The 26,630-nt window shown below is 41.9% G+C and carries 24 protein-coding genes and 2 pseudogenes; 17 read left to right on the forward strand and 9 right to left on the reverse strand.

Translation table 11 applies throughout. The features are described from left to right. Positions 1-196 precede the first annotated feature (196 nt). The 3 genes from pyrC to LG003_RS09120 all read left to right on the forward strand — a co-directional run bounded on the left by pyrC (position 197) and on the right by LG003_RS09120 (position 2,510). The gene (gene pyrC, locus LG003_RS09110; protein WP_262980574.1) at positions 197-1,249 is read left to right on the forward strand and encodes a dihydroorotase; all 1,053 of its coding nucleotides are present in this window, start codon (positions 197-199) and stop codon (positions 1,247-1,249) included. A 200-nt stretch (positions 1,250-1,449) separates the two neighbouring features. Continuing rightward, positions 1,450-1,704 (forward strand): biofilm formation regulator BssS, encoded by a 255-nt coding sequence (bssS, locus tag LG003_RS09115; protein ID WP_112877889.1) that lies wholly within the window; start codon positions 1,450-1,452, stop codon positions 1,702-1,704. A gap of 203 nt (positions 1,705-1,907) precedes the next feature. Beyond that, positions 1,908-2,510 (forward strand): response regulator transcription factor, encoded by a 603-nt coding sequence (locus LG003_RS09120; protein ID WP_112877888.1) that lies wholly within the window; start codon positions 1,908-1,910, stop codon positions 2,508-2,510. Between the two features lie 188 nt (positions 2,511-2,698). On the opposite strand, the gene trhO is transcribed toward LG003_RS09120, so the two are convergent. Both trhO and LG003_RS09130 read right to left on the reverse strand, forming a co-directional pair. Beyond that, positions 2,699-3,757, reverse strand: coding sequence for an oxygen-dependent tRNA uridine(34) hydroxylase TrhO (gene trhO, locus LG003_RS09125; protein ID WP_112877887.1), 1,059 nt, complete (start codon positions 3,755-3,757; stop codon positions 2,699-2,701). A gap of 255 nt (positions 3,758-4,012) precedes the next feature. Then, a complete protein-coding gene (locus LG003_RS09130; RefSeq protein WP_011146092.1) occupies positions 4,013-4,249 on the reverse strand; it encodes a DinI family protein in 237 nt (78 codons plus the stop codon). A 262-nt stretch (positions 4,250-4,511) separates the two neighbouring features. Between LG003_RS09130 and LG003_RS09135 the strand changes: the two genes are divergently transcribed. After that, positions 4,512-5,453 carry a Kdo(2)-lipid IV(A) acyltransferase gene (locus LG003_RS09135; protein ID WP_112877885.1) on the forward strand — a complete coding sequence of 314 codons (942 nt, stop codon included), beginning with the start codon at positions 4,512-4,514 and terminating at the stop codon, positions 5,451-5,453. Positions 5,454-6,052: 599 nt separating this feature from the next. After that, positions 6,053-7,591: a peptide MFS transporter gene (locus LG003_RS09140; protein ID WP_112877884.1), complete on the forward strand. Its 1,539-nt coding sequence runs from the start codon at positions 6,053-6,055 to the stop codon at positions 7,589-7,591. A gap of 82 nt (positions 7,592-7,673) precedes the next feature. On the opposite strand, the gene LG003_RS09145 is transcribed toward LG003_RS09140, so the two are convergent. From LG003_RS09145 to LG003_RS09170, 6 genes are all read right to left on the reverse strand, one after another. Further along, complete coding sequence (locus LG003_RS09145; RefSeq protein ID WP_262980575.1) at positions 7,674-8,000, reverse strand: HigA family addiction module antitoxin; 327 nt, start codon at positions 7,998-8,000, stop codon at positions 7,674-7,676. A 14-nt stretch (positions 8,001-8,014) separates the two neighbouring features. Further along, positions 8,015-8,302 carry a type II toxin-antitoxin system RelE/ParE family toxin gene (locus tag LG003_RS09150; RefSeq protein WP_049582084.1) on the reverse strand — a complete coding sequence of 96 codons (288 nt, stop codon included), beginning with the start codon at positions 8,300-8,302 and terminating at the stop codon, positions 8,015-8,017. Between the two features lie 67 nt (positions 8,303-8,369). Continuing rightward, on the reverse strand, positions 8,370-9,077 hold the full coding sequence (locus tag LG003_RS09155; RefSeq protein WP_262980576.1) for a helix-turn-helix domain-containing protein: 708 nt from the start codon (positions 9,075-9,077) through the stop codon (positions 8,370-8,372). Positions 9,078-9,133: 56 nt separating this feature from the next. Continuing rightward, a complete protein-coding gene (locus LG003_RS09160; RefSeq protein ID WP_112877883.1) occupies positions 9,134-9,469 on the reverse strand; it encodes a tRNA-binding protein in 336 nt (111 codons plus the stop codon). 144 nt (positions 9,470-9,613) lie between these two features. Beyond that, on the reverse strand, positions 9,614-9,973 hold the full coding sequence (locus LG003_RS09165; RefSeq protein WP_112877882.1) for a hypothetical protein: 360 nt from the start codon (positions 9,971-9,973) through the stop codon (positions 9,614-9,616). A 345-nt stretch (positions 9,974-10,318) separates the two neighbouring features. Further along, on the reverse strand, positions 10,319-11,152 hold the full coding sequence (locus LG003_RS09170; protein ID WP_112877881.1) for a MurR/RpiR family transcriptional regulator: 834 nt from the start codon (positions 11,150-11,152) through the stop codon (positions 10,319-10,321). A gap of 303 nt (positions 11,153-11,455) precedes the next feature. On the opposite strand from LG003_RS09170, the gene LG003_RS09175 reads away from it, so the two are divergent. From LG003_RS09175 to LG003_RS09220, 10 genes and pseudogenes are all read left to right on the forward strand, one after another. Continuing rightward, positions 11,456-12,967: a CoA-acylating methylmalonate-semialdehyde dehydrogenase gene (locus LG003_RS09175; protein ID WP_262980577.1), complete on the forward strand. Its 1,512-nt coding sequence runs from the start codon at positions 11,456-11,458 to the stop codon at positions 12,965-12,967. Between the two features lie 16 nt (positions 12,968-12,983). Then, positions 12,984-14,918 carry a 3D-(3,5/4)-trihydroxycyclohexane-1,2-dione acylhydrolase (decyclizing) gene (gene iolD / locus LG003_RS09180; protein ID WP_262980578.1) on the forward strand — a complete coding sequence of 645 codons (1,935 nt, stop codon included), beginning with the start codon at positions 12,984-12,986 and terminating at the stop codon, positions 14,916-14,918. Positions 14,919-15,283: 365 nt separating this feature from the next. Next, complete coding sequence (gene iolG / locus LG003_RS09185) at positions 15,284-16,270, forward strand: inositol 2-dehydrogenase (protein ID WP_262980579.1); 987 nt, start codon at positions 15,284-15,286, stop codon at positions 16,268-16,270. 119 nt (positions 16,271-16,389) lie between these two features. After that, positions 16,390-18,093 carry a solute:sodium symporter family transporter gene (locus tag LG003_RS09190; RefSeq protein WP_262980580.1) on the forward strand — a complete coding sequence of 568 codons (1,704 nt, stop codon included), beginning with the start codon at positions 16,390-16,392 and terminating at the stop codon, positions 18,091-18,093. Positions 18,094-18,637: 544 nt separating this feature from the next. Continuing rightward, positions 18,638-19,771: a Gfo/Idh/MocA family protein gene (locus LG003_RS09195; protein WP_112877876.1), complete on the forward strand. Its 1,134-nt coding sequence runs from the start codon at positions 18,638-18,640 to the stop codon at positions 19,769-19,771. 75 nt (positions 19,772-19,846) lie between these two features. Then, entirely contained in the window at positions 19,847-21,751 is a 1,905-nt protein-coding gene (locus LG003_RS09200; RefSeq protein ID WP_262980581.1) for a bifunctional 5-dehydro-2-deoxygluconokinase/5-dehydro-2-deoxyphosphogluconate aldolase, read from the forward strand. 40 nt (positions 21,752-21,791) lie between these two features. Further along, positions 21,792-22,682: a myo-inosose-2 dehydratase gene (iolE, locus tag LG003_RS09205; RefSeq protein WP_262980582.1), complete on the forward strand. Its 891-nt coding sequence runs from the start codon at positions 21,792-21,794 to the stop codon at positions 22,680-22,682. A gap of 45 nt (positions 22,683-22,727) precedes the next feature. Continuing rightward, positions 22,728-23,555 carry a 5-deoxy-glucuronate isomerase gene (iolB, locus tag LG003_RS09210; protein ID WP_112877873.1) on the forward strand — a complete coding sequence of 276 codons (828 nt, stop codon included), beginning with the start codon at positions 22,728-22,730 and terminating at the stop codon, positions 23,553-23,555. 178 nt (positions 23,556-23,733) lie between these two features. Further along, positions 23,734-24,314, forward strand: a pseudogene (locus LG003_RS09215) (IS5 family transposase); the annotation flags it as partial. Between the two features lie 125 nt (positions 24,315-24,439). Then, positions 24,440-24,643, forward strand: a pseudogene (locus LG003_RS09220) (transposase); the annotation flags it as partial. A 150-nt stretch (positions 24,644-24,793) separates the two neighbouring features. On the opposite strand, the gene LG003_RS09225 reads toward LG003_RS09220, so the two are convergent. Continuing rightward, entirely contained in the window at positions 24,794-25,618 is an 825-nt protein-coding gene (locus LG003_RS09225; RefSeq protein WP_240000784.1) for a Myo-inositol-1-phosphate synthase, read from the reverse strand. Positions 25,619-25,800: 182 nt separating this feature from the next. On the opposite strand from LG003_RS09225, the gene LG003_RS09230 reads away from it, so the two are divergent. Both LG003_RS09230 and LG003_RS09235 read left to right on the forward strand, forming a co-directional pair. Then, the gene (locus LG003_RS09230; RefSeq protein ID WP_370446061.1) at positions 25,801-26,082 is read left to right on the forward strand and encodes a CopG family ribbon-helix-helix protein; all 282 of its coding nucleotides are present in this window, start codon (positions 25,801-25,803) and stop codon (positions 26,080-26,082) included. Next, positions 26,082-26,357, forward strand: coding sequence for a type II toxin-antitoxin system RelE/ParE family toxin (locus LG003_RS09235; RefSeq protein ID WP_112877870.1), 276 nt, complete (start codon positions 26,082-26,084; stop codon positions 26,355-26,357). Before LG003_RS09230 ends, LG003_RS09235 begins: the two co-directional genes overlap by 1 nt. The last annotated feature ends 273 nt before the right edge of the window (positions 26,358-26,630 follow it).

The following is a 26,630-nucleotide window of genomic DNA, read 5'->3' on the forward strand; positions in this document are numbered from 1 at the left end:
CATATTTTATTTTTCCTTTGTTATAAGAAAATCCACCTCTGACTACCCTAATCTAATTGATTTGGCTGAATTTTTTTCTAAAAATTATATTCATTAATAGCTATTCAACCATTTTAGCTTTATCATCCATTCCCGGCCTAGATATGCTGAACTCAGCATCTTTCGTTCCTATCATATATACTGGAGCCGGTTTCTCATGACCACTGAATCATACACAATAAAAATCCGCCGCCCTGATGACTGGCACATTCATTTTCGTGATGGTGAAATGTTAAAAACTGTCGTTCCCTATACCAGTCGTTACTTTGGCCGTGCTATCGTCATGCCTAATCTGCTTTCGCCGATTACAGAAGTGGTCAGTGCTAAGGCCTATAGAGACAGAATATTGGCAGCCATTCCCGAAGGGCATAACTTCCAGCCCCTTATGACCTGTTATCTTACTAACACTACTGAAAGTTCTCAGATAGAAATAGGTTATAAAGAAGGCATTTTTACCGCCTGTAAGCTCTACCCTGCCAATGCCACAACCAATTCAAGCCACGGCGTCTCTGATATAAAGAATATTTATCCACTATTAGCCGTTATGGAAAAATTAGGGATGCCTCTACTCGTCCACGGTGAGGTTACTGCTTCTCATATTGATATTTTTGATCGAGAAGCCCGTTTTATTGAACAAGTTATGGAACCACTACGTAACCAGTTCCCGGCACTGAAAGTTGTGTTTGAGCACATAACTACTAAAGAAGCTGCACAATATGTGCTGGAAAGCGATAACAATTTGGCAGCGACATTAACTCCACAGCATCTCATGTTCAACCGCAACCATATGCTGGTTGGTGGGATCCGTCCACATCTGTACTGTCTGCCTGTGCTGAAACGTAATGTGCATCAAGAAGCTTTACGAGCAGCCATCGCCAGTGGTTGTGATCGCTTCTTCCTGGGCACAGACTCGGCACCACATGCTCAACACAAGAAAGAATCCTCCTGTGGTTGTGCCGGCGTCTTTAACGCACCATCAGCGTTACCTGCTTATGCAACAGTGTTTGAGGAGATGAATGCATTACCGCATTTTGAAGCTTTCTGTTCACTTAATGGCCCTAAATTTTACGGGCTACCTGTCAATGAGGGCTTTATCGAACTGACTCGCAAATCCTCTACCATCATTGAATATATCGATTGTAATAATGAAAGGCTTATTCCATTTTTGGCTGGCGAAGATGCCCGTTGGGATGTGAAAGTAGCAGACTGATATAACATGGGGATGGTCATCATCCCCATTAATTTACATAGTTATCAACACACCAACAAATTGACTTACAATTCCTAACAAAAAACCTTCTTACTTTCATTAAAAAGCATATACTAACTAATGACTCATTCAAGAATGAGGTAGTTTGCTCTTAGTCAATGATATTAATAAATAATGCAGTGATCTGATTAGGAGGTTTTATGGGCAGTAAAGATGAGGTTATTCAAACGCATCCTGTTGTAGGTTGGGATGTCAGTACCGTTGATACATATGATGCAATGATGCTACGCCTTCACTATTTGTCCTCCCAAGATCAAACACCAGAACATGTCATGGTAGATCGAACCTTATGGTTGACAACTGACATTGCAAAGCAATTGATATACATCCTCCAAGCAGGAATTGAAAAGATCGAATCTTCAGAATACAGTGATCTAACCCATACGAAACATTAATAATCTTAAACCCGGACACCCGTACAAATGGGTGTCCGGGCAGGAGACACATCAATTCATCTCAAAGATTTTGTCTGGAATACCATATCACTATATAATAATTTCGGATTAAGTTAACTTAACCATCACAATTGCCGAGTTGACTACTAATAGATGGGGCGTTTATTGTGAGTTTGGCCAAACAGGAACAGGGATGTACAATAATGAAAATCTTAATTGTTGAAGAGTGCTATTATACCCGTTCAGGTATCAGAGAGTTTTTAAAGAAAAATGATAATGCCGAAGATCTTGAAATTGTTGACTCACCGTCAATTAATGAGGCTATAAATATTGTCACTCATTTTGCTCCTGATATTGTTTTAGCTAATTTGACACATTATTGTCATCATGCCAGTTACTGTTCCGATTTACAGAAATTCATTACACTTATAGATAACACTCGTATTTATATATACCTCGATAGCGCCTATCCTTATTGTGACCATTATATTACATTGAAGGATAGTGTTTTTATTCTGGCAAAGAGAAATCTTACCTACCTGCTTAATAAGATTAGCAAAATTACATTACAGGAAATTCAGAGACATAAAACAACAGTTGACCAATGCTGTTCTATTTTCAGCCCTCAAGAGCACAAAGTTATCGATTACTGGATGCAAGAAATCCCTAATTACCAGATATCAAAAAAGTTAAAAATCAGTAATAGCACAGTCTATTCTCATAAAAGACACATTACTGAAAAAATAAACGTGCATAATAGAATTGAACTCTGCTTTATTTACAATGTATTTAAATACCTCTATTAAAGTATTCTATTAACTATACCCTATGGATTTCAAGATGCATCGCGACGGCAAGGGAGCGAATCCCCGGGAGCATAGATAACTATGTGACCGGGGTGAGTGAGTGCAGCCAACAAAGAGGCAACTTGAAAGATAACGGGTATAAATCAAATAAACTGGCACATTGATCGCTGTGCCAGCGATTAATCACGTTATTCAACAGACTGTAGTGAAGTACTGTTCAACCCATCCTGTAGACGATGCCGGGATTTATTAAATATTTTTGCTCCATTTTCACGACCGGCACGGCGAGCACGCTGCTCGGTTTCCGGTAACCTGACTTCTTCTCTGCACATTTCACTACAACAGCCTTCAAATTTAGTTGCACACTCTGGACACTGAATAAATAGCAAGTGGCAACCTTCATTTTTACAATTAGTATGGCTGTCGCAAGACACGCCACATTGATGGCAATGAGCAATCACATCGTCTGAAATACGCTCTCCCATCCGCTCATCAAAGACAAAGTTTTTACCAATAAAACGTACCGGTAATCCCTGTTCTCTCGCTTTACGGGCATATTCGATAATACCGCCCTCTACGTGATAGACGTTTTTAAAGCCATTGTGCAGCATATAAGCACTGGCTTTTTCACAGCGAATACCACCGGTGCAGTACATTACAATATTTTTATCCTTATTATCCTGCAATATTTCCGCAGCCATTGGCAGCTGTTCACGGAATGTATCAGAAGGAATTTCAATTGCATTTTCAAAATGCCCGACTTCATATTCATAGTGATTGCGCATATCAACAAATAGCGTATCAGGATCATCCAGCATCTGGTTGACCTGCTCAGCTTTAAGGTACTCGCCGGTTTTTGATGGATCAAAAGTTTCATCTTCAATCCCATCAGCCACTACGCGGTCACGTACTTTCATACGCAAAACCCAGAAAGATTTCCCATCATCATCAAGCGCAATATTCAGCCTCAAATTATCCAATGCAGGATCAACGCTATACAGCAAAGCTTTAAATGCTTCTAAATTATGAGTTGGTAAACTTATCTGAGCATTGATCCCCTCTTTAGCAATATAAACCCGGCCAAATACTGAAAGATCAGTAAATTGTTGATACAAGCTGTTGCGAAAAGCCAGAGGATCTAAGATGTTAAAATATTTATAAAAAGAGATGGTCGTACGAGGTTGAGTCTCCGCCAACATACGTGCTTTCAGCTCTTTATTAGAAATGCGGTTGTGTAACACTGACATGGTGTACTTTCCTGAATTTCAAGTCATAAAATATGGATGTATAAGTGATAGCCTCCGCTATCAAGCGTAATATGATAACGAAAATGATTTTCAACGAGTAGTCATTTGTAACGCAATGATAGGAAATCAGTAATAATAAAACGGGAGGGCCCTCCTCCCATCAATTGATTACGCAGCCCTTTGCTCACAGGACAAAAATAGATACGCCAAACGACTAGCAACCAGCAGGTTTAACTGGCAATGGCTTAATCTCTATCAAGGCTGGAACCAATCATCAGCGCTTTCCCATGTCTCTTGTAGAATCTCTTCAACGGCTTTCCTGTCATCAGGAGTGCCACCACGAACAGATAGCCCATCATGACTTGCCAACTTCACATTGGTTTTAATATCAGGCCAGCGACGTTTAAGACGGTTATCCAGTTCTACAGCAAGCGCAGGGACGGCACCTTTTGGCAGTTTTTTAGATTTATCGATAGTGACTTCTACATGCATAATTTTTCCCTCCACAAACAACACTGTTCATATAAACAGTAATATTATCTACATGAATTGTAAATAGCTCTGTAAAACTATTTTAATTTTTATTTATCAGTAAATTATGAGCTATCATTCTTTACCAATGACAAGAGCTAAGTGCACCAAAATTGAGATCATAAACATTTCATACTTGAAAACTTCGATATCCCGTTAAAAAATGTCACAATAGAAAAATTGTTTTGTCCATCTTATTGGAACTATAAAAACCTGAGAATCCATGATACAAGCACCTTCTTTTCAACGTTCACTACTTCATCCCCGTTATTGGCCTACTTGGTTTGGTATCAGCCTGCTTTACTTACTGGTTCTGCTCCCCTACCCCATTATTTACCGGATAGGCACTCGTCTGGGCAGATTTTCTATGCGCTTTCTGAAAAAACGTGCCAAAGTTGCCGAAAGAAATCTTGAGCTATGTTTTCCTGATATGCCACAAGAGGAGCGCAACGCGCTATTAATAAAAAACTTTGAATCCGTCGGAATGGGAATATTTGAAACGGGTATGGCTTGGTTTTGGCCTGACTGGCGGATAGAACGCTGGTTTAAAGTTATTGGGCGAGAAAATATTCAGAAAATTCAAACTACTGGGCAAGGAATTATTGTTATTGGTATCCATTTCCTGACGCTGGAACTCGGTGCCCGCATTCTCGGTTTGCTCAATCCTGGAATTGGAGTCTACCGACCAAATGATAATCCAGTTATGGATTGGCTACAAACATGGGGACGACTGCGCTCCAACAAATATATGCTGGATAGAAAAGATGTCAAAGGCATGATCCGCTGTCTGAAAAATGGCGAAATTGTCTGGTACGCCCCCGATCATGATTACGGCCCACGAAAAAGCGTATTTGCACCACTATTTGCTGTAGAACACGCTGCAACCACCACAGGCACGTCGATACTTGTACGCCTCGCTGATCCGGCAATGATCCCATTTACTCCCCGTCGTCTGCCTGATGGAAAAGGTTATGAACTGATTATTCAACCAGCAGTGGCAGGATTTCCAAAAGATGATGAAGTGAAAGCGGCTGCTTTCATGAATAGAGTTGTCGAACAGGAAATTTTACAGGCACCTGATCAATATATGTGGTTGCATCGTCGCTTTAAAACCCGGCCTAAGGGTATGCCTTCTCTGTACGGACAAGCTGATAAAGTCCATTAAATTTATTCATGGCTGTTTCTTCATCCAGGAAACAGCCATAATCACTTTCGTATCCCCCCAATAATTCACTATCTCATCTTAATGCTGATGCCATATTTTTTAATCTAATTTATTTCCAATTTTTATATAAGAAACAAGGACTAATCTAAAATTTCCTAATAAATACTAAGTTGACAATCAGGTTACTTTACTTTCTTTATCTTTCATTATCACCGTTAATATCTAGCCTTTGAAAAGATGTCTTATATATTATAGTTATTACTTAATTTATTATTTTAAAATATTTTCCCCATAAAAAGACATCGAATATAAATAGAAGTAAGTCAATAGGTCTTATCCTCATTTTAACCAATCAATGATGAGAAATGAGATTTATGTCGGATTTTGCTCTGAAAAATGAAATATAAAGTAAGAGATATCTTACTTGTTAATAAAATTGACCGAAAAATATGTTAAAAATATATTAACAAAACAGGACATCATTTAATAAAAACGTGGCTTTTTTGTTTGCTCTAAACCTAAATTTGAAAGAGCTTGTTAAAAGCTTTATTTGTCACACACACTGCACTCTTAGAGTGTAGTCTTATAGGAAAACTTAGATGCAATCCTCCATTAACAATACGAAAACCAGAACTTTCTTTGGGCATCCTTATCCATTAAGTTCTTTGTTCTTCACAGAAATGTGGGAACGTTTCTCTTACTACGGCATTCGTCCACTGCTGATCTTATTCATGGCTGCAACCATCTATGATGGTGGTATGGGTATTCCTCGTGAACAGGCCGCTGCCATTGTCGGTATCTTTGCAGGCAGTGTTTATCTGACCGCACTACCCGGTGGTTGGCTAGCGGATAACTGGTTAGGTCAACGTCAAGCAGTCTGGTATGGCTCAATCATTATTGCACTAGGGCACTTGTCTATCGCTCTTTCCGCTTTCTTGAGTCATCACCTGTTTTTTATCGGCTTACTACTGATCGTATTAGGTACAGGGCTGTTTAAAACCTGTATCACCGTCATGGTCGGCACACTGTATAAAAAAGATGATCCACGTCGTGATGGTGGTTTCTCTCTGTTTTATATGGGGATTAATCTGGGCTCCTTTATCTCTCCATTAATTACCGGTTTACTCATTCAAGATTATGGTTGGCATTGGGGTTTTGGTATTGGTGGGCTAGGGATGTTGATTGCCCTACTGATATTCCGATTTTACGCTGTTCCTCTGATGCGCCGTTATGACAAAGAGGGGGGATTGGATTCAAACTGGGATCGCCCCACAGTCAAACGTAAAAATGTCGGCAAATGGGTTTTTACCGCTATTATTGCTATGATTGCGATTATTGCCCTACTTATCCTCGGTATTATTCCATTTAATCCCGTGGCTGTAGCCAGTACGATGGTCTATATCATCTCATCTTGTGTAACACTTTACTTTGTCTATCTGTTCCTGTTTGCTGGTTTGAGCGGTAGTGACCGTTCTCGCCTACTGGTTTGTTTTATTTTACTGGTATCTGCCGCCTTCTTTTGGTCTGCATTCGAACAGAAGCCAACCTCATTTAACCTATTTGCCAATGATTATACTAACCGCTTAGTCATGGGATTTGAAATCCCAACAGTATGGTTCCAGTCAATCAACGCACTATTCATTGTCCTACTGGCTCCCGTATTTAGTTGGCTATGGCCCGTATTGGCAAAAAGTAATATCAATCCAAGCAGTATCAGTAAATTCATTATTGGTATTCTGTTCGGTGCCGGTGGTTTTGGTCTGATGATCCTGGCAGCACAGAATGTACTCGCAACAGGTGAAACCGTTTCTCCATTCTGGCTGGTCGCAAGTATTCTATTGCTGACACTCGGTGAACTGTGCCTTAGCCCCATTGGTCTCGCAACGATGACGCTACTGGCCCCATCTCGAATGCGTGGTCAAGTCATGGGCTTGTGGTTTTGTGCGAGCGCTTTAGGTAATTTAGCTGCCGGCTTGATTGGTGGACATGTACGCGCTGATCAACTGGACAACCTACCTGATCTGTTCTCCCGTGTATCTTTAGCTCTGGTTATTTGTGCAGTCGTCTTGATGGTGTTAATTGTCCCCATTCGCCGCCTGCTTAATAATGCTGATAAGTCAGAAGCGAAAGCTCAATAATATTTACCGCTAACGTAAAGCCATCTCACTATAAAATGGCTTTACGTATTTCAACGCATTTGTGCTCTTGAAAACAAACACATTAGTGCATTGCCGTTGTAGTGGATGGCTTAACTATCTGTTTTACATTCAATAATTCCGTTTGATATGCATGATTACGCACATCCCATAGTTCGACTGCATGTTGAATATTAAGCCAAAATTCCGCAGTGTTCCCCAAAGCCGCTGCCAATTTAATCGCCATAGGAACGGTTAACGAACCTTTATCATGCACAATTCGACTTAATGTATTACGGTGAACAGCCATTGCTTCCGCAAGCACATTAATTTCGATATTCAAGGGCACCAGAAACTCACTCACCAATATTTCACCAACTGTTGCCGGGCGACGTTTTGTATTTCTCATCATTTATTTCCCTCAGTTTAATAGTTATGAGGATCCAGATATGTATCAACCGCAACACCATCAGTCCACTGAAAAATAAGCCTATATTGCCTATTTACTCTTATTGAGCACCATCCCCTCAAATAGCCATTCAAGTGCTCAAAATGGTTTCCCGGAGGGATTCTCAAATCAGCCTCTTTAACCGAAGCATCCAGAATTTGTAGTTTTCGGTATAACGCACTCTGTAGAGATGCAGGTATACATTTGTGCGGTAAATCTTGCTCATAAAATCTTTCTAACCATCTATCCCTGAATTCAACAGCCATAACATCCTCGTTGTTTGTATATTACGCACAATTATGTTGTGCATCAAGTCATAAAATGCTGAAAATATCATTTGGCTTTACGTAACCTAGCTGGAGTACAACCATAATGTTGACTAAATGCAAAGGTAAAAGCTGACTGGGAGGCATAACCAGACAGAAAAGCAATGTCAGCCAAAGGCCTATCACTGTAAGCCAACAGATTATAGGCAAATTCCATCCGGCACGTTTTCAAATAAGTCATTGGACTCATCCCTGTTGCAATAAACAGTTTACGATGCAAGGTACTGGCAGATACTGCGCAAATATCAGCCATATCCATCACCGTCACTTTCTCATGCAGACGCCCAACAAGCCCTTGATGTAGTTTTACTATCAACGCTGAAGATGAACCTACTTGTGGTAGCTGAGCCAGCAGCAAACGGGCAGCATCAGCGTGATTAGCGGGTGGCGGCGGGTAATCATGCAACCACTTAATAAGAACAAGCGCAGAATCAGGTAATGGTTGCCAGAAAGCATCACTATGTAATGGATTAAACAGTGCCGAAGGCAACTCCAGCACCAATTGCTGATTTTCACCACTAGCGCAAAAGCTGTGTTTCGCATCCGGTGGGATCATAACAACATTTCCAAAACTAACGGTACGTTGTTGCCCTTCTACGTTTAACTCAAGTTGCCCGTTATAGCCAAAAACGAACTGCCATAACCCTTGATGGCTATGGCTAATAGTTTCAGCAGAATACCGGCGTAAATGTAATGAAGGTAATTGAAGAGCCATATTCATTGTCGCTGATTAAAATACACTCCATTCATTCGACAACAAAATAGCGTGATTTACAATAATTTATGACCATTCGGGACAGGAAGAGTAAATTCTGCGATCACCACCGCACCATTTTCATCCACACTGCCGGTTAGCAATACCTCCGATTTAACACCAGCAATCCGTTTTGGTGGAAAATTGCATACACAAAGAACCTGACGACCAATTAATTGTTCAGGTGTGTAATGCACAGTTATCTGGGCGCTTGAGCTTTTAACGCCCAACACGCCAAGATCAATTTGTAATTTATAGGCAGGCTTGCTAGCTTTACGATTCAATTCTACTGAAATAATTGTGCCAACCCGCATGTCAACTTTCTCAAAGTCAGTCCATTCGATCTGTTCCATATATTCTTCTCCTTTAGTACGAAGTCATTATACTCACATGCTAATGGAGAAAATTCTTTCGAAAGAGCGTCAACAATTGTCGACAAACTGCCTATTTTTCCCGACAGGTCATTCACTTCACTATCGAGTTGCTTTAAGTCACGGTTATTCCCGATCAAAAAAGTTACTTCTGGTCATGCCCCCGTTCTCTTTAATACGAGCATCGCGTTCAAGATCTCGACGGATTTTATCATTGACACGATCATTAAACTCTCGGCTCTTCCGATTAAGTTCATCTTCTTTCATCTGTCTTGCCAGTTCCCGCTTCTCCGCCGCATTATTATCTGTAATGAGTCTATCCACATTCCAATGCTTAGGTTTAAGATTTTCCCGTTTTTTTAAATATTCCGTAGATGGCTTATTATCAGCAGGAATATCACTTTTGTAGTCAAAATTTGAGGCAAATGCCTGGAAAGAAATTGCAGATAAAATGACAAAAATGTAACGCGATCCTTTACTCATCATATTGATCCCTTTTCAAAACCATAACTCAGAATAATTATTAAATAATTATCACCAATAAGAATCAACAACATTTATGTCTAACAAACCAGTTATCAATATCAGGTTTACGCTCTATTTAAATTGTACCTTATGGATTTCAAGATGCATCGCGACGGCAAGGGAACGAATCCCCGGGAACATAGCAAACTATGTGACCGGGGTGAGTGAATGCAGCCAACAAAGAGGCAACTTGAAAGATGACGGGTATATGTGCTTTCTACTGACCTGATAAAGCATTAACCCGCCGTAATTTGCGGGTCAATAGTCATTAGAGGTTCGTCGGGAATATAAGGCATTATATCACAATTAAATCAAGTTTCCTTGCCGATAAGCCAGAGAAACCGCCAAAGATTGCACTAAACACAAAGTAGCAGACTGAGAACGGAATGCTTCCACCTGTGCTTCTTTAACCACAAAACAAACATCACTAAAACTGGCAAGCGGGCTAATCTGGCTATCTGTAATCACAATCTGTTTTGCCCCGGCTTTTGCCGCCCGTTCACTGACCATCAGTGTCTCTTCTGCATAAGGGGTAAAACTGATTGAAACAACAACATCTTCTTCCCCAATTAAATTAATCTGTTCCCTGAACATCCCCCCCAAACCATCCACGAGTAAAGGGCGACATTCCAAGTGATTCAATGTATAAGAAAGATAAGCCGCCACACTAAAAGAACGACGCAGCCCAATAATGTAAATATTCTTAGCTTGAGCCAATAAGTCTACCGCGTTCCTTAAATCTTCGGGGGCTGTTCTGGCAGCTAACTGTTGCATAGCCTGCACATTTGAACGAGCAAATTCCTGCAAAATATGCTGAGGGTCTTCTGGCAGTTCCTGTTCGCCATCCAATTCTCTAAATAATCTGGCCCGGTCTGCATAACTGGCGGTTTCTTCCACCATATGCATACGAAATAGCTGTTTCATTTCATTAAAACCACTGAAATCAAACGCATTAGCAAAACGAATTAATGTTGATGGAGGAACATCAGCTTCTCTGGCAATCACAGCAACAGTATCAAAAGCGACACTATTCGTATTATCCAGCACATATCGAGCTACTTGTTGCAGGCGTTTACTCAATTCACTATAGCGTGAACGGACTTGTTCTTGAAATTCATTCAGATTCGATGCGACAGACATAAATCCCCCATAAAATTTATCGCCAGCAATTGTAATCGTTTTACCGTATAAGCTGAATCATATTTCATTTTTATAGTTAAAAATGAAATACATAATCCATTCATTGTAATAATTTATTATTACCACTATATTGATTAACATCTAATTAGTCACCTAATTATCGGTAATTCATAAAAACTTTACTCCGATCACATTAATTGCCTTTTGTTCCAAATCACATTGAAAATAAAACATATATTTCATATATCTATTATCAAAGTTTCCGATTCAGTACTAACATCAAATCCGCAAAAGAGGCTCAGAATGGAACAGGTACATAATTATGTTAATGGGCAACTTATTTCCAGTTATAGCACCCGTTTTTCGCCGGTTTTCAATCCAGCAACAGGAAAACAGATACGTCAGGTAGCACTAAGCACAGCCCATGAAGTTGAACAGGCAATTGGAATCGCTCATCAAGCTTACAGAGAATGGTCTAAAGTATCACCACTGAAACGTGCTCGTGTCATGTTCCAGTTCAAAACATTACTGGAAGCTAATATAGACAAGCTGGCACGATTGATTTCAGAAGAACACGGAAAAATCTATTCAGATGCTATTGGTGAATTAACTCGTGGTCTGGAAGTCGTTGAGTTTGCCTGTGGCATCCCTCATCTACAAAAAGGTGAACATTCCGCGAATACCGGGACGGGAGTGGATAGCCATTCATTAATGCAGCCTTTAGGCGTTTGTGTTGGCATTACCCCTTTCAACTTCCCGGCAATGGTTCCTATGTGGATGTTTCCTATCGCATTAGCGACAGGGAATACTTTCGTATTGAAACCTTCAGAAAAAGATCCCTCTCTCGCGCTTGAATTAGCATCACTACTTAAACAATCCGGTTTACCCAATGGCGTATTTAATGTTATCAACGGCGATAAAGAAGCCGTCGACATACTACTAACAGATCCACACGTTCAAGCTGTCAGCTTTGTGGGTTCAACTCCTGTCGCTGAATATATCTACACTACCGCCTCAGCTCACGGGAAACGCTGTCAGGCGTTGGGAGGCGCAAAAAATCACTGTATTCTGATGCCAGATGCCGATCTCGATATGGCTAGCAGTGCTATTGCAGGTGCAGCATTTGGCGCAGCCGGTGAACGTTGCATGGCACTGTCTGTTGTATTAGCGGTTGGCGATGAAACGGCAGATGCATTAATTGAAAAATTACGTCAACAGATCAACAAAATATCTGTCGGTCCCGGTATTGTCGCAACTACAGAAAACGATATGGGTCCCGTTATCTCCGCCCAACACCAAGCTAAAATCTGTGATTACATCGATAATGGCGAAAAACAGGGGGCCAGCTTGTTAATTGATGGCCGTCAACTCAAGGTTCCCGGTTATGAAAATGGCTATTTTATTGGCCCAACGCTGTTCGATAATGTCACGCCAGAGATGAAAATCTATCAAGAAGAGATCTTCGGTCCTGTTCTGTCAATTGTCCGTGTACCCGATTATGCCACCGCGCTAACATTAATTAACTGCCATCAATATGGTAATGGTACCGCGATATTCACCCGCGACGGAGAAACCGCTCGCCAGTTTAGCGAAGATGTACAAGCGGGTATGGTAGGCATCAATATCCCCATTCCGGTACCAATGGCCTTCCACAGCTTCGGGGGCTGGAAACGCTCAATTTTTGGCCCACTTAACGTTCACGGTAATGATGGCGTTCGCTTCTACACCCGCATGAAAACTGTTACCAGCCGCTGGCCAGCAAGTATCAGGCTAGAACATCATTCCAGCAATTTTGTGATGCCAACAATGGAATAAAATGGAGTCCTGTAACATGAACAAATCAACAATGACGACAGCTCAAGCATTGGTGAAATTCCTGAACCAGCAATATGTGGAAGCAGACGGAGAGCAATACCCATTCACCAGAGGAATCTTTACCATTTTTGGTCACGGTAATGTTGTTGGATTGGGGCAAGCACTGGAGCAAGATCCTGGTCACTTGACCGTTTACCAAGGATGCAATGAGCAAGGTATGGCCCATATCGCCACAGGTTTTGCTAAACAGAAAAAGCGCAAACAGATTTTTGCCGTAACCTCCTCTGTTGGCCCTGGCTCCACCAATATGGTAACCGCTGCGGCAACTGCCACAGCTAATCGCATTCCTCTGCTGTTATTACCCGGTGATCTCTTCGCCTGCCGTCAACCTGATCCAGTCTTACAACAGGTTGAACAGTTCCACGACCATACTATCAGCACCAATGACTGTTTCCGCCCTGTTTCTCGTTATTGGGATCGTATCTCCAGACCAGAACAGCTAATGAGCGCTATGATTAATGCGATGCGAGTTCTGACCGATCCAGCCGATACTGGTGCCGTCACAATTTGCCTACCACAAGACGTTCAAGGCGAGATTTGGGATTTTCCTGACTATTTCTTCCAAAAACGAATTCACCGCATTGAACGCCGCCCTGCTTCTGTTGCCATGATTAACGATGCGGTGGCACTCATAAACCGCAAAAAAAAACCTTTACTTATCTGCGGTGGTGGAGTGCGCTATTCAGAAGCTCATAACGCTTTTCGTCAATTCGCAGAACACTTCAATATTCCTTTTGCTGAAACACAGGCAGGTAAAAGCGCCGTAATTGCCGACCATCCCCTTAATTGTGGTGGCTTAGGCACAACAGGCTGTCTTGCTGCCAACCTGATCGCCAAAGAGGCCGATTTAATTATTGGTGTTGGCACCCGGTTTACTGATTTCACCACTGCATCCAAATCGCTATTTCAGCACCCAGAAGTTGAATTTCTCACTATCAATGTAGCGGAATTCGACGCCTGCAAACTGGATGCAATACCCGTTGTATCAGACGCCCAAGCAGGGTTAAACGCTATTGCAGAACAACTTATTCAATTGCATTATCACAGTGGTTATCAAGATGAGATTCATCAGGCACGGGAAACATGGAGAAAAGAGTTAAATCGTCTGTTCAATATTGAGTATCAGGTAGATTTCACACCAGAAATTCCCGGTCATCTCGATGATAAATTGGAAGAATACAGCCAAACATTACAAACCCGCCTGACACAAACCAGCGTATTGGGATTATTAGACAAATATCTTGAGCCCGAAGCGATTATTGTTGGTGCATCAGGTTCCCTCCCTGGCGATTTACAGCGATTATGGCAACCCAAACAACCGGATACCTATCATCTTGAGTATGGCTATTCCTGTATGGGCTATGAAATAGCCGCTGCTATTGGCGCTAAACTAGCCTGCCCCAACCAACCGGTTTATGCCATAGTCGGTGATGGCGCTTATATGATGCTTCATTCAGAGCTGCAAACCGCAGTACAGGAAAATATCAAAATCACCGTGTTGCTATTTGATAACGCGGGATTTGGCTGCATCAATAATCTGCAAATGAGCCAAGGGATGGGCAGTTTCGGAACAGAAAATCGTTATCGTAACCCAGAAAGCGGCAACATGGATGGCAAACTGATTAAAGTCGACTTCGCCAAAAATGCAGAAAGCTACGGCTGTAAAAGTTACCGAGTCCACGATGAGCAACAACTGCTTTGTGCGTTACAGGAAGCCCAAAAACAGACGGTACCAGTACTCATAGATATCAAAGTGTTACCTAAAACAATGACGCATGATTATGAATCATGGTGGCGAGTAGGCACAGCACAAGTGGCCAAAAATCCAGCCATAGAATCTGCCGCAAAGAAAATAAAGGAGATGGTTGCAACCAGAGTACGTCAGTACTAGAAGTGAGTGGCCTGTTATCTTACGGGCCATTTTCCCTTTCCTCACCATTTTCAATGCCATTTTTGGAATTTTTATTCTGGAAATAAGTTACTCTTTTCCTTTCATTAATCTCTATAACTAAGCGTAACCATATACTTAGTCGAATGCATATTATAATTTGTTTTTAAAGGATAAATTTTCCACTCCATCCAGTATCAATCTTACTTTACGTGATCTAATTAACACAAATTTAATATTATTATTAACAAAATGCTACGCCACACTCAAAAATATAATTTCCAAATATTGATAATTTGAAATAAATATTTTATTTGATATATTTTAAAGTATCTCATAAGCAGATACTTAGGTATCAAGGAGCATCCATGTTCAACATTGCATTATTTGGCGCTGGACGAATTGGGCAAGTACACGCAGTGAATATCGCTCATCATAAAGAAACTTGTCTTTATTCCGTTGTCGATCCCGATCAGAAAAGTGCTGAACTTTTAGTACAGCAATACCAAACAAAAAGACAAACTATTGAACAGGCAATGTCTGACCCTGAAATAGATGGTGTTCTTATTGCCTCAGCAACAGACACTCATGCAGACCTAATTGAACTCGCAGCAAAACATCATAAAAAAATCTTCTGTGAAAAACCGGTTCATCTTGATATTGAACGTATTCGTCATTGCCTTGAAATCGTTAAACAATATCAGGTGCCCTTATTTGTTGGCTTTAACCGTCGTTATGATCCGCAATTCCGCCGAGTAAAAACCCTGTTTGATGCTGGTACGATAGGAAAAGCCGAATCTCTGCTGATTATTTCCCGCGATCCCTCTCCTCCCTCCGCTGAATACGTCAAAGTTTCTGGTGGTATGTTCCGGGATATGACAATACATGACTTCGATATGGCGCGTTTTATTATCGGTGAGGAACCCTGCTCGATCTACGCCCAAGGCAGTAACCTGGTTGATCCCGCTATCGGGCAAGCAGGTGATATCGATACTGCCTTTATTGTTATGAAATTCCCATCAGGTGCAATGACAACCATTACCAACAGCCGCCGTTCCGGGTATGGCTATGATCAACGGATTGAATTGCATGGTGAAAAAGGGCTGCTTAGCGCCGGTAACATCAAAGAAAACAGCGTTGAGCTCTGGGAAAACAGCGGTTGTTTAACTGCCAAGCCAGAGCATTTCTTCCTGCAACGTTACCGGGAAGCCTACATTACTGAATGGGGCCATTTTGTCGATGTCATGGCTGGTCGCGCCACACCAGAATGCAGTGGCGCTGATGGCGAACAGGCACTTTATCTGGCCGATAAAGCTCTCGAATCCCTACATTCAGGTAAAGAAATCAGATTATAAAACAGCTCCATATCTCTAAATAACTGACTCACATTTATTTTCACCCTAAAAACGGGAAAGACCACTTTCCCGTCAGCATATTGCTGCCTGAAAACAGTCAATCAGGCTTGGAGGATAGTATGTTAGCTTTTCTCTCATTTATTGGTTTTACCCTATTAGTGGCTGGCTTCGCTTATCACAAAACCCATAATGCTCGTCTGACAGAATCTACTGAAGGCTATTTTCTTGGCGGACGATCTCTCACAGGTGTTTATATTGGTAGCTCTATGTTATTAATGAACCTATCCACAGAACATTTAATCGGTTTGAATGGATTAGCATTCCGAACCGGATTTATCGTTATGGCTTGGGAAGTAATAGCCGCTGTGACCATCGTTCTATTCGCTATTTATTTCCTGCCTAAATATCTGAAACTCGGTATTTCCACCATCCCGGAATATCTTGAACGCCGATTTGATAAAAATACGCTGCTTATTACCTCAATTCTTTTCCTGGCTATGTATATCATTTCACTACTCCCCATTGTGCTATATACCGGCGCGATTGCATTGGAAAGTCTATTCCAGGTTTCCAATGTATTCAGTATTGATAAAACTACAGCGCTATGGATTATGGTTTGGGGCGTTGGTGGATTAGGTGCGGTCTATGCCATCTTTGGCGGTATTAAAGCCATTGCCGCCGCGGATACTATTAACGGCATTGGCTTAATCGTTGGCGGATTAATGGTAACTATTTTTGCCCTGCTCTATGTTGGCAATGGCAATGCCTGGCAAGGATTAGTTGAAGTTTATCAATCTAATCCTGATAAATTTAACTCCATCGGCAGTGAAGATTCTCTGGTCCCTTTCTCTACGCTATTTACCGGCCTAATTGTTTCCAATATGTTTTTTTGGTGTACCAATCAATCCATTGTTCAGAAGGCTCTTGGTGCGAAAAATCTAGCAGAAGGACAAAAAGGCGTCATGTTGTGTGCTTTACTTAAACTCATCATGCCGTCTATTATTATTCTACCTGGCATTATTGCTTTCCATATTTTCAAAGGACAAATAGATAATCCAGATAACGCTTACCCAGAATTAGTACATTTAATTCTACCGGAAGTATTGGTTGGTTTCTTTGCCGCTGTGGTCGTCGGTGCGGTATTTTCCACATTCAGCGGCGGACTTAATTCATCTGTGACACTGTTTATCGTCAATATTTACAAACAGCGAATCAATCAAAATGCCACCGAAACGCAAACAGTCGCTATGAGTAAATATTTGGGGATCGGGCTAGCGTTAATCACTATGATCGTCGCACCGTTAGTCGCTAATGCGCCGGATGGTCTGTTCTATCTCATTCAACAATTACAGGGGATTTTTAATGCGCCAATTCTCAGCGTGGTATTAGTTGGTCTGATGACTAAACGAGTGCCGCCTATTGCCGCTAAACTTGGCCTATTATTCGGTATGTCTGCCTATATTGTCTGTAATTTCATTTTAAAAATTAACCTGCACTTTTTTCATCTGGTTGGCATTTTATTTGTCCTCAATGTTATTTTCATGTTGGCTATTGGTTACTTTTTTCCAGCTAAACCATTTGAAGATGTTTATACCGAACAGGTAAATATTACGCCGTGGTCTATGGTGAAACCGGTTGCATGGTTAATTACACTCTGTTCAATCTCGATATATATATTCCTCGCACATAATGTTCCCAAGGTAATTATGATTATTTATTACCTGTCTGCGGTATTAATACTATCTTATGCACTATACCAGATAGGTAAAACGCTATTCAGGAAGCTTGTAATAAATAGTACACCAAAAAGATCAGGTAAATAAAATAAATAACTGACTTTATTACTCCAATATTATTATCAGAATAACTCACTGCCAGGATTTCCCTGCATCCTATATTTGAAAGAGGAAATCCTGGAGAGATAACAGCTCCCTTTGCTAACTAACACACGCTCCATATATACCCGTCATCTTTCAAGTTGCCTCTTTGTTGGCTGCACTCACTCACCCCGGTCACATCGTTATCTATGCTCCCGGGGATTCGCTCCCTTGCCGCCGCGATGCATCTTGAAATCCATAGGGTATATACCAAGCCATAAATAAAATAAAAATTCTAATATTCTATTTTTTCTGTTCTTATCACTGAATGGCACCTAACTCATTATAAAATTAACCCCATATAACAATGAATTACATAAAAAACCCTTATCAGATCACAACTTGAAATTAATATTTTTATTTAAGTTGAAAATGAAATAAATGTTTCCTATAACAGGTGTATGACAGCAACCAAGGCTAACTGGCAAACACTAAAGAATTGACTGCAACAACAAACGACCTATCCGCTTCTATTCGGAGAAACAGCTATATGGAAGAGATTCGTATCGGCCTAATCGGTACTGGTTACATCGGACGCACACATGCCATTGCTTACGCACAAGCACCTACGGTTTTCCCTCTGGCAGGCAAACTAGTTTGTGAAATGGTAGCCGAAGTTTCTGCTGAACTCGCCGCAAAACGGTCTGAACAGTTAGGTTTCCGGCGCTTTACTGATAATTGGCGCAAATTAGTAGCAGACCCCGATATTCATGTTGTTGATATCTGCTCACCAAATTTTCTTCATAAAGAGATGGCTCTCGAAGCGATCAAACATGGCAAGCATGTTTATTGTGAAAAACCACTGGCACTAAACTCAACTGATGCAAAATTAATGGTCGAAGCCGCCAAAAAAGCCAGAGTGAAAACATTAGTCGGTTTTAACTATATGAAAAACCCTACCGCACAACTGGCTAAAGAGATCATTTCGAATGGTGAAATCGGTGAAGTCATTCACTTCTACGGCACTCATAACGAAGATTATATGGCTGATCCACTCATCCCTATTCACTGGCACTGCTTCAAAGATAAAGCTGGATTAGGTGCATTAGGCGATCTTGCTGCTCATATCATCAATATGGCGCAGTTCCTGGTTGGTGATATCCAAACTGTTTGCTCAGACATGGCAACTATCATCAAACAACGCCCGGAAAAAACCGGTTCTAACATTATGGTTGCGGTAGAAAACGAAGATCAAGCACATGCTATGGTGCGTTTCAACGGTGGAGCAATGGGTATTATTGAAACCTCCCGTATTGCCTGCGGCCGCAAAATGGGTTTGAGCTACACCATTACAGGAACAAAAGGTACTTTGAGCTTTACGCAAGAAAGAATGGCCGAACTAAAACTTTACCGTCACGATGAACCAGCAAACCGCCAAGGCTTTAAAACTATTCTTATTGGACCGGAACATCCTGACTATGCACCATTCTGTCTCGGTGCAGGTCACGGCATCGGCTTCAATGATCAAAAAACAGTGGAAATCAGAGACTTGATCAATGGTATCGCCAGCAATAAAGAGATATGGCCAGATTTCACCGAAGGTTGGAAAGTCTCACGTATTCTGGATGCCATTGCTCATTCTTATCAAGAACAACGTTGGGTGAATGTCACTGAAATTAATTAATTATTTTTATCAATCTTCCACTGTCGGAGCTCATCATAGCAACACTTGATGTTGTACTTAATAAGGAATTGTTCAATGGAGCAGCAAAAAAAATTTGATGTCATCTGCATGGGACGAATCGCCGTTGACCTTTACGGCCAACAAATCGGAGCACGTCTGGAAGACATGGGAAGTTTTGCAAAATATCTTGGGGGTTCTTCCGGTAATGTCGCCTATGGTACCGCTCGTCAGGGGCTTAAATCTTCCATGCTAGCCAGAGTCGGTGATGAGCATATGGGACGTTTCCTTAGGGAAGAGTTGCAAAGTGTTGGCTGTGATACCAGCCATCTAACCACGGATAAAGAACGCCTTACGGCACTGGTGCTGCTAGGAATCAAAGATAAGACCACTTTCCCCTTGATCTTCTATCGTGATAACTGCGCCGATATGGCAATTACCCGTGATGATTTCAGTGAAGAATACATTGCATCCGCTCGTTGTCTGGCTATCACCGGAACACATCTTTCTCATCCTAACACTCGCGATGCGGTGCTGACGGCCCTCAACTACGCCCGCCGTAACCGTGTGAAAACGGTCATAGATATTGATTATCGCCCGGTACTTTGGGGGTTAACTTCTCTGGGAGATGGTGAAACACGTTATATCGCATCGGAGCAGGTGACAGCTCAGCTACAGGAAGTGTTATCACTATTTGACCTCATTGTTGGCACAGAAGAAGAGTTCCATATTGCCGGTGGTTCCACAGATACTATCGAAGCACTACGCAACATTCGTAAACTCACGTCCGCTGCATTAGTTTGCAAACGGGGATCACTGGGATGCTCTGTTTTTACCGCTGAAATCCCTAATGATCTGAATGATAGCATTACCATACAGGGCGTTTCTGTCGATGTGCTTAACGTTCTCGGCGCCGGGGATGCTTTTATGTCCGGCCTGTTACGCGGCTATCTAAATAACGAAGGTTGGGAAAAAGCCTGTACCTACGCTAATGCTTGTGGCGCATTAGTTGTTTCTCGTCATGGCTGCGCGCCAGCAATGCCAGATAAAACAGAGCTTGATAACTATTTATCACGCGCCAATCAAATACTACGCCCTGATTTGGATGAAACACTTAATCACCTTCACCGTATCAGCGCCCGTAAAAATCAATGGGACGAACTGTGCGTAATGGCATTTGATCATCGTATTCAATTTATTGAATTAGCCCGACAAGCAAATGCCAGTATCAAGCGTATTTCATCATTAAAACAACTTCTATTGCGCGCCAGCCAAGAAGTTGCCACAGAAGCAGGGTTACAAGGAAAAATAGGCCTGTTATGTGACAGCACTTTTGGTCAGGATGTTTTAAACGAAATTACCGGTCAAGGTTGGTGGATAGGCCGCCCAATTGAGCTACCCGGCTCTCGCCCGCTTTGTCTGGAACATGGCAACATAGGTTCCCAACTTATTGACTGGCCACTGGAACACATCGTCAAATGCCTGGTGTTTTTCCATCCAGAAGACGCTCACCCACTCCGTCTGGAACAAGAGAAAAAAGTTCGGGAAATTTATGCCGCATGCTGTAAATCTGGTCACGAACTTTTACTGGAAGTGATTCTACCTGCGGAAATGAAACACTCAGATGAATTCTATATTCGCGCGCTTAGACGATTTTATAACCTTGGCGTTAAACCGGATTGGTGGAAACTCCCACCTCTCAGTTCTGAAAGTTGGGACAACATTGACTATCTCATCGAGCAGAGAGACCCCTATTGCCGTGGCGTCGTTATTCTTGGCCTTGATGCTCCACAAGAAGAGCTGGAAATGGGCTTTAATGCCGCAGCCGGCAAATCCATCGTCAAAGGTTTTGCTGTCGGAAGAACCCTATTTGGTCAACCATCCCTAAAATGGCTAAAAAATGAGATTGATGATAACCGTTTGATCCAGAAAATAAAAACCAACTATCACAACCTGATTAGCTTATGGCGTCAGCGCGGATAGCAACATAATAAAATTATTTTATTCAACTAGGAGCACCATCATGGCTGTTCAACTTGGTATCAACCCTCTGACTTGGACTAATGATGACTTACCCACCCTCGGCGCAGATACGCCACTGGAAACCTGCTTAACAGAAGGCCGCCTGGCAGGTTTTACCGGTTTTGAATTGGGCAACAAATTCCCTCGTCAGGCCAACATATTGGGCCCCATTCTTGCCGCCCACGATCTCATGCTGGTATCTGGCTGGTACTCTGGCAAATTACTCACCCGTTCAGTGGCGGAAGAGATTAAAGCGGTACAATCTCACCTGACCCTGCTACGCGAGCTGGGGGCTAATGTCATGGTATTTGCGGAAGTGACAAACTGCATTCACGGCGATCAAAACAAGCCAGTCCATCTTCGCCCTCAATTTCCAGCTAACCGCTGGCAAGAATACGGTGAAAAATTAACTGAATTTGCCCGCTACACCCAAGAACAAGGTGTTCAAATTGCTTATCACCACCATATGGGAACGGTTATTGAAACTGAGGAAGATATTAATCATCTGATGGAAAATACCAGTGATGAAGTTGGATTATTGCTGGATACCGGCCATTTAACCTTTACTGGCGCTGATCCACTGGCTATCGCAGAACGCTGGGCAAAACGCATTAATCATGTTCACTGTAAAGACATCCGTCCTGATGTACTCAACGATATAAAAAACCGTAAAACCAGCTTCCTTGATGCAGTCCTGAGTGGTGTATTCACAGTACCGGGAGATGGTTGCGTTGATTATCCGGCAATTTTTCAAGTGTTGAAAAAACAAAATTATAAAGGCTGGCTGGTAGTTGAAGCAGAACAAGATCCTGCTATTGCCCATCCACTCACCTACGCAACAATGGGTTATAACAATTTACATCAACTAGCTAGAGATGCAGGATTACTTTAATAGTCGCCGTTCGATTTATACAAAAGCAATGCTGAGGTAGGTAATATGTCCAAATTATTATCAAAATATCATGCACCGGATCAGAATAGACGAACTCAACATATCACACCAGAATCTGCCAATTGGAAGTATGTCCATTTTGATGTTTATGAGTTGGCCTTGGGTGAAAAAATCACTTTACCCGCATCAAAAAATGAAACCTGTCTGGTTTTGGTGGCGGGAAAAGCCACAGTAACGACGACACATCAACGATTTGAGCATATTGGCGATCGCATGCAGCCATTTGAACGCAAAAAACCTTATGCCGTTTACATCACTGCGGGGGAATCTGTTGAAATCATTGCCGATACCGCTCTCGAACTCGCGGTATGCCAGGCACCGGGTAAAGGAAGTTACCCGACTCGCCTGATTACGCCACAGGATATTGGTGCAGAACAACGTGGAAATGGCTACAACCAGCGCTATGTTCACAACATTCTACCGGATAACAAACCTGCTGATAGCTTGTTGGTGGTTGAAGTCTTTACCGATGAAGGCTGTACCAGTTCCTACCCTAGCCATAAACACGATACCGACAATGCGCCACAGGAAACCTATTTGGAAGAAACCTATTACCATCGTTTGAACCCATCTCAAGGATTCTGCATGCAACGCGTCTATACCGATGACCGCACACTAGATGAATCAATGGCTGTTTACAACAAAGATGTGGTCATGGTCCCCAAAGGCTATCACCCAGTAGCAACCATTGCCGGTTACAACAACTATTATCTCAACGTAATGGCCGGACCAACCCGTAAGTGGTTATTTACCTGGGAAAAAGACCATCAATGGGTTAATAGTGAAACATATGCTCAAAAGCATAAGAATTGATGCTCATCAGGTAGAAAATAGACTTCTTTATTTTAATTTTAGCGCACTCAATCGAGTGCGCCGCTGCCTGTGCTGTGCGGCAGTGAACAGCGTTATGTCGTGAATATACTAGGCTGTGTCCCGCAATAGATTGAGATAGGATAATCAATCTGGCTCTGACTTTCGGACAAAACATGTTATGGCTCGTTACGACCTTCCTGATGAAGCATGGGCGTTACTGCTCCCCTTATTGCCCCCTGAACATTCTCAACGGCCAGGACACCCTTATGTTGAACACCGCCGGGTTATCAACGGCCTGTTTTGGGTGCTATGTTCCGGCACCCCCTGGCGGGATTTACCCGAACGTTATGGTTCCTGGAAGACCGTCTATAACCGCTTTAATCGGTGGTCAAAATCAGGAATAATTAATCTCATTTTCAATAAGTTATTGTCAATACTGGATGAGGTACATTGTGCGGCTGGCGCCCAAAAAAACATCCCGATATCACCGGAGACCATGGCCTGGGTCGCTCTCAGGGGGGTTATGGTTCCAAAATCCATCTGGCGGTCGATGGAAAAGGACACCCACTGAATGTGGTACTCAGTGCCAGTCAATGTCACGAAAGTCAATATGCAATACGCCTGCTGGATGGTCTGGGTATTCAGCGTAAAAACGGTTTTATGAAACGGCGTTCAAAAGCGGTGATTGCTGATAAAGGTTACGCCAGCCACTCATTACGCAACCGGTTAAAACGTCAGGGAATAAAAGTGATAATTCCCTATATACCCTATGGATTTCAAGTTGCATCGCGACGGCAAGGGAGCAAATCCCCGGGAGCATAGATAACGATGTGACCGGGGTGAGTGAGTGCCGCCAACAAAGAGGCAACTTGAAAGATAACGGGTATAAATCAAACGAAAAAGCCCGAACAGATGGACGGGTTAAATTCGACCATGAAACCTATCGAAGAAGAAATGTTGTAGAAAGAGGTTTTGGTCGACTCAAAGAGTATCGTCGCATTGGCACACGTTATGAAAAAACCGCAAGAAACTATATAGCTATGGTGAAATTAGGTTGTATCCGTTTATTTCTTAAGACGATTATTTAATTGAGGGACACAGCCTAGAACTATTATTTTCCTATCTTTTAGATGACCCTGAACCCCAAACTACTTCGTGGCAAGATATTGAGAAAGTGAAGGATTAGGCGGTGGAGATTGGTCCAGAAAGGCAAAGTCTGGCAAAAATTGTAGACTCCGTTAAGAATCACCACTACGAGATGCTGAAGCATAAACATAAATTACCTCGAACTTAATCAGGGAATCCTCGGGAACACCCACTCCGGAAATTTCATTTTGACTTCTAATAACGTTCTCTTTCGAAATTTTTTTGGATGCTAATCTTTCTTGAACCATCATATTATTGAAATCAGTGTTTCCGCCAATACTAATTTGCTGGCGATAGTCAACAGTTAGACTTCTTGAATGTGCTAATTCCTGGTATACTTGCGACAAGATTGAAGCACCTAAATGACTCTTCACATCATCACCTATGATAGGGATGCCTTTATCGTAGAATTTTCTATCCCACTCAAGATCAGACGCTATGAACACTGGAATACAATTAAGCAAAGAAACACCAGATTCCAGACAACATTCAGCAAGGTACTCGGTAGCCTTTTGAGAGCCAACAGGTAAATAGTTTATCAATATATCTATTTCGTTTTCTTTAAGGCTAGAAGCCAAGTCAATTGGTTTTTGATCACTCGATACACGAAACCCGCGATCTTCAGGTTGATTGCTCATATACGAAGATACACCATCAAAAACTTCAATTTTCTCGACAATCAGACCTTCTGGCAAATCAGTACAGAATACCCTTGCACAATTAGGTTTTGCAAAAATTGCTTTTGATATTGGTAAACCAACTTTCCTACAATCAACATTATATGCAGTTTTCACATTGATATCTTTGATTGAAATACCTAGATCATTAATTATTGGATCGCTATCTAAGTGAAAATAAATCCCTTGATAGTGAGACGAACAGCAATTTCCAACACCAGCAATAGCAACGTTAATCATATTAAGAATCCTTTTCATTCGTGTTTTTTGAAATTATTAAATCATTTAATTTAAATATATTCTCTTCTTTTATAAGCCAATCTGTCATTTCATTACTATAGTTCAATTTGACACTCTTGACCAAATCAAAGCCAATCACTATGATTAACTTTGATTAAAATAAAACAAGAGGAGTCATTAGAATGAAGAGTAGCATGACACAAGCAGCAACCAAGGTACTGACCGCACACGTGCCACTCCCGATGGCTGACAAAGTTGACCAGATGGCAGCCCGACTTGAACGCTCACGTGGCTGGATCATGAAACAGGCTCTTTCCGCATGGATCGCCCAAGAAGAGGAACGTGATCGTCTGACCCAAGAAGCGTTGGCAGACGTGGATACCGGTCGAGTTATCGATCACCAGGCGGTGCAGGCTTGGGCTGACAGCCTCGGTACCGACCATCAACTGCCGATGCCGCGTTGATGGAGCTTAAGTGGACCACTAAGGCGCTGTCAGATTTGGCGCGTTTGTATGAATTTCTGGCTCTGGCTAATAAGCCAGCTGCCGCTCGGGCGGTACAGTCGCTGACCCAGGCACCGACGATTTTGCTAACTAATCCGCGTATTGGAGAGCAACTATTTCAGTTCGAGCCACGCGAGGTAAGGCGTATTTTGGTTGGCGAGTACGAGGTACGTTACGAAATTCTTGATTCGATGATCTACGTGCTGCGGTTGTGGCATACCCGAGAAGACCGTTGAGATGCAACGTCGCCAGCCACGAGCTGCCTGTGCGGCAGTGAACTGTTAGATACTAACTTTAATTTGCTGATTATTAAAGAGTAAATTGACAAAAACTAAGAAAACCTTTTTTATAAGCAAAAGCTAATCCCTTAAATAAATCAACAAGTTATAATTAGTTGCTAAAAAAGGGTCAAAAAAAGCTGGCTGTATATGGTTAACATAATGATATTCAACGCTTCAATAAACTTACTAAATAACTTAAAGCTGCATAGCTCATTCCCCTTTCTATTA

It is taken from the genome of Photorhabdus kleinii, assembly GCF_025384885.1.
Lineage (GTDB): Bacteria > Pseudomonadota > Gammaproteobacteria > Enterobacterales > Enterobacteriaceae > Photorhabdus > Photorhabdus kayaii.

What these genes read in the sequence shown, in the direction of transcription:
- pyrC (WP_262980574.1), top strand. Translation starts at nt 197, where the DNA reads ATGACCACTGAATCATACACAATAAAAATCCGCCGCCCTGATGACTGG.
- bssS (WP_112877889.1), top strand. Translation starts at nt 1,450, where the DNA reads ATGGGCAGTAAAGATGAGGTTATTCAAACGCATCCTGTTGTAGGTTGG.
- LG003_RS09120 (WP_112877888.1), top strand. Translation starts at nt 1,908, where the DNA reads ATGAAAATCTTAATTGTTGAAGAGTGCTATTATACCCGTTCAGGTATC.
- trhO (WP_112877887.1), bottom strand. Translation starts at nt 3,757, where the DNA reads ATGTCAGTGTTACACAACCGCATTTCTAATAAAGAGCTGAAAGCACGT.
- LG003_RS09130 (WP_011146092.1), bottom strand. Translation starts at nt 4,249, where the DNA reads ATGCATGTAGAAGTCACTATCGATAAATCTAAAAAACTGCCAAAAGGT.
- LG003_RS09135 (WP_112877885.1), top strand. Translation starts at nt 4,512, where the DNA reads ATGATACAAGCACCTTCTTTTCAACGTTCACTACTTCATCCCCGTTAT.
- LG003_RS09140 (WP_112877884.1), top strand. Translation starts at nt 6,053, where the DNA reads ATGCAATCCTCCATTAACAATACGAAAACCAGAACTTTCTTTGGGCAT.
- LG003_RS09145 (WP_262980575.1), bottom strand. Translation starts at nt 8,000, where the DNA reads ATGATGAGAAATACAAAACGTCGCCCGGCAACAGTTGGTGAAATATTG.
- LG003_RS09150 (WP_049582084.1), bottom strand. Translation starts at nt 8,302, where the DNA reads ATGGCTGTTGAATTCAGGGATAGATGGTTAGAAAGATTTTATGAGCAA.
- LG003_RS09155 (WP_262980576.1), bottom strand. Translation starts at nt 9,077, where the DNA reads ATGGCTCTTCAATTACCTTCATTACATTTACGCCGGTATTCTGCTGAA.
- LG003_RS09160 (WP_112877883.1), bottom strand. Translation starts at nt 9,469, where the DNA reads ATGGAACAGATCGAATGGACTGACTTTGAGAAAGTTGACATGCGGGTT.
- LG003_RS09165 (WP_112877882.1), bottom strand. Translation starts at nt 9,973, where the DNA reads ATGATGAGTAAAGGATCGCGTTACATTTTTGTCATTTTATCTGCAATT.
- LG003_RS09170 (WP_112877881.1), bottom strand. Translation starts at nt 11,152, where the DNA reads ATGTCTGTCGCATCGAATCTGAATGAATTTCAAGAACAAGTCCGTTCA.
- LG003_RS09175 (WP_262980577.1), top strand. Translation starts at nt 11,456, where the DNA reads ATGGAACAGGTACATAATTATGTTAATGGGCAACTTATTTCCAGTTAT.
- iolD (WP_262980578.1), top strand. Translation starts at nt 12,984, where the DNA reads ATGAACAAATCAACAATGACGACAGCTCAAGCATTGGTGAAATTCCTG.
- iolG (WP_262980579.1), top strand. Translation starts at nt 15,284, where the DNA reads ATGTTCAACATTGCATTATTTGGCGCTGGACGAATTGGGCAAGTACAC.
- LG003_RS09190 (WP_262980580.1), top strand. Translation starts at nt 16,390, where the DNA reads ATGTTAGCTTTTCTCTCATTTATTGGTTTTACCCTATTAGTGGCTGGC.
- LG003_RS09195 (WP_112877876.1), top strand. Translation starts at nt 18,638, where the DNA reads ATGGAAGAGATTCGTATCGGCCTAATCGGTACTGGTTACATCGGACGC.
- LG003_RS09200 (WP_262980581.1), top strand. Translation starts at nt 19,847, where the DNA reads ATGGAGCAGCAAAAAAAATTTGATGTCATCTGCATGGGACGAATCGCC.
- iolE (WP_262980582.1), top strand. Translation starts at nt 21,792, where the DNA reads ATGGCTGTTCAACTTGGTATCAACCCTCTGACTTGGACTAATGATGAC.
- iolB (WP_112877873.1), top strand. Translation starts at nt 22,728, where the DNA reads ATGTCCAAATTATTATCAAAATATCATGCACCGGATCAGAATAGACGA.
- LG003_RS09225 (WP_240000784.1), bottom strand. Translation starts at nt 25,618, where the DNA reads ATGATTAACGTTGCTATTGCTGGTGTTGGAAATTGCTGTTCGTCTCAC.
- LG003_RS09230 (WP_370446061.1), top strand. Translation starts at nt 25,801, where the DNA reads ATGAAGAGTAGCATGACACAAGCAGCAACCAAGGTACTGACCGCACAC.
- LG003_RS09235 (WP_112877870.1), top strand. Translation starts at nt 26,082, where the DNA reads ATGGAGCTTAAGTGGACCACTAAGGCGCTGTCAGATTTGGCGCGTTTG.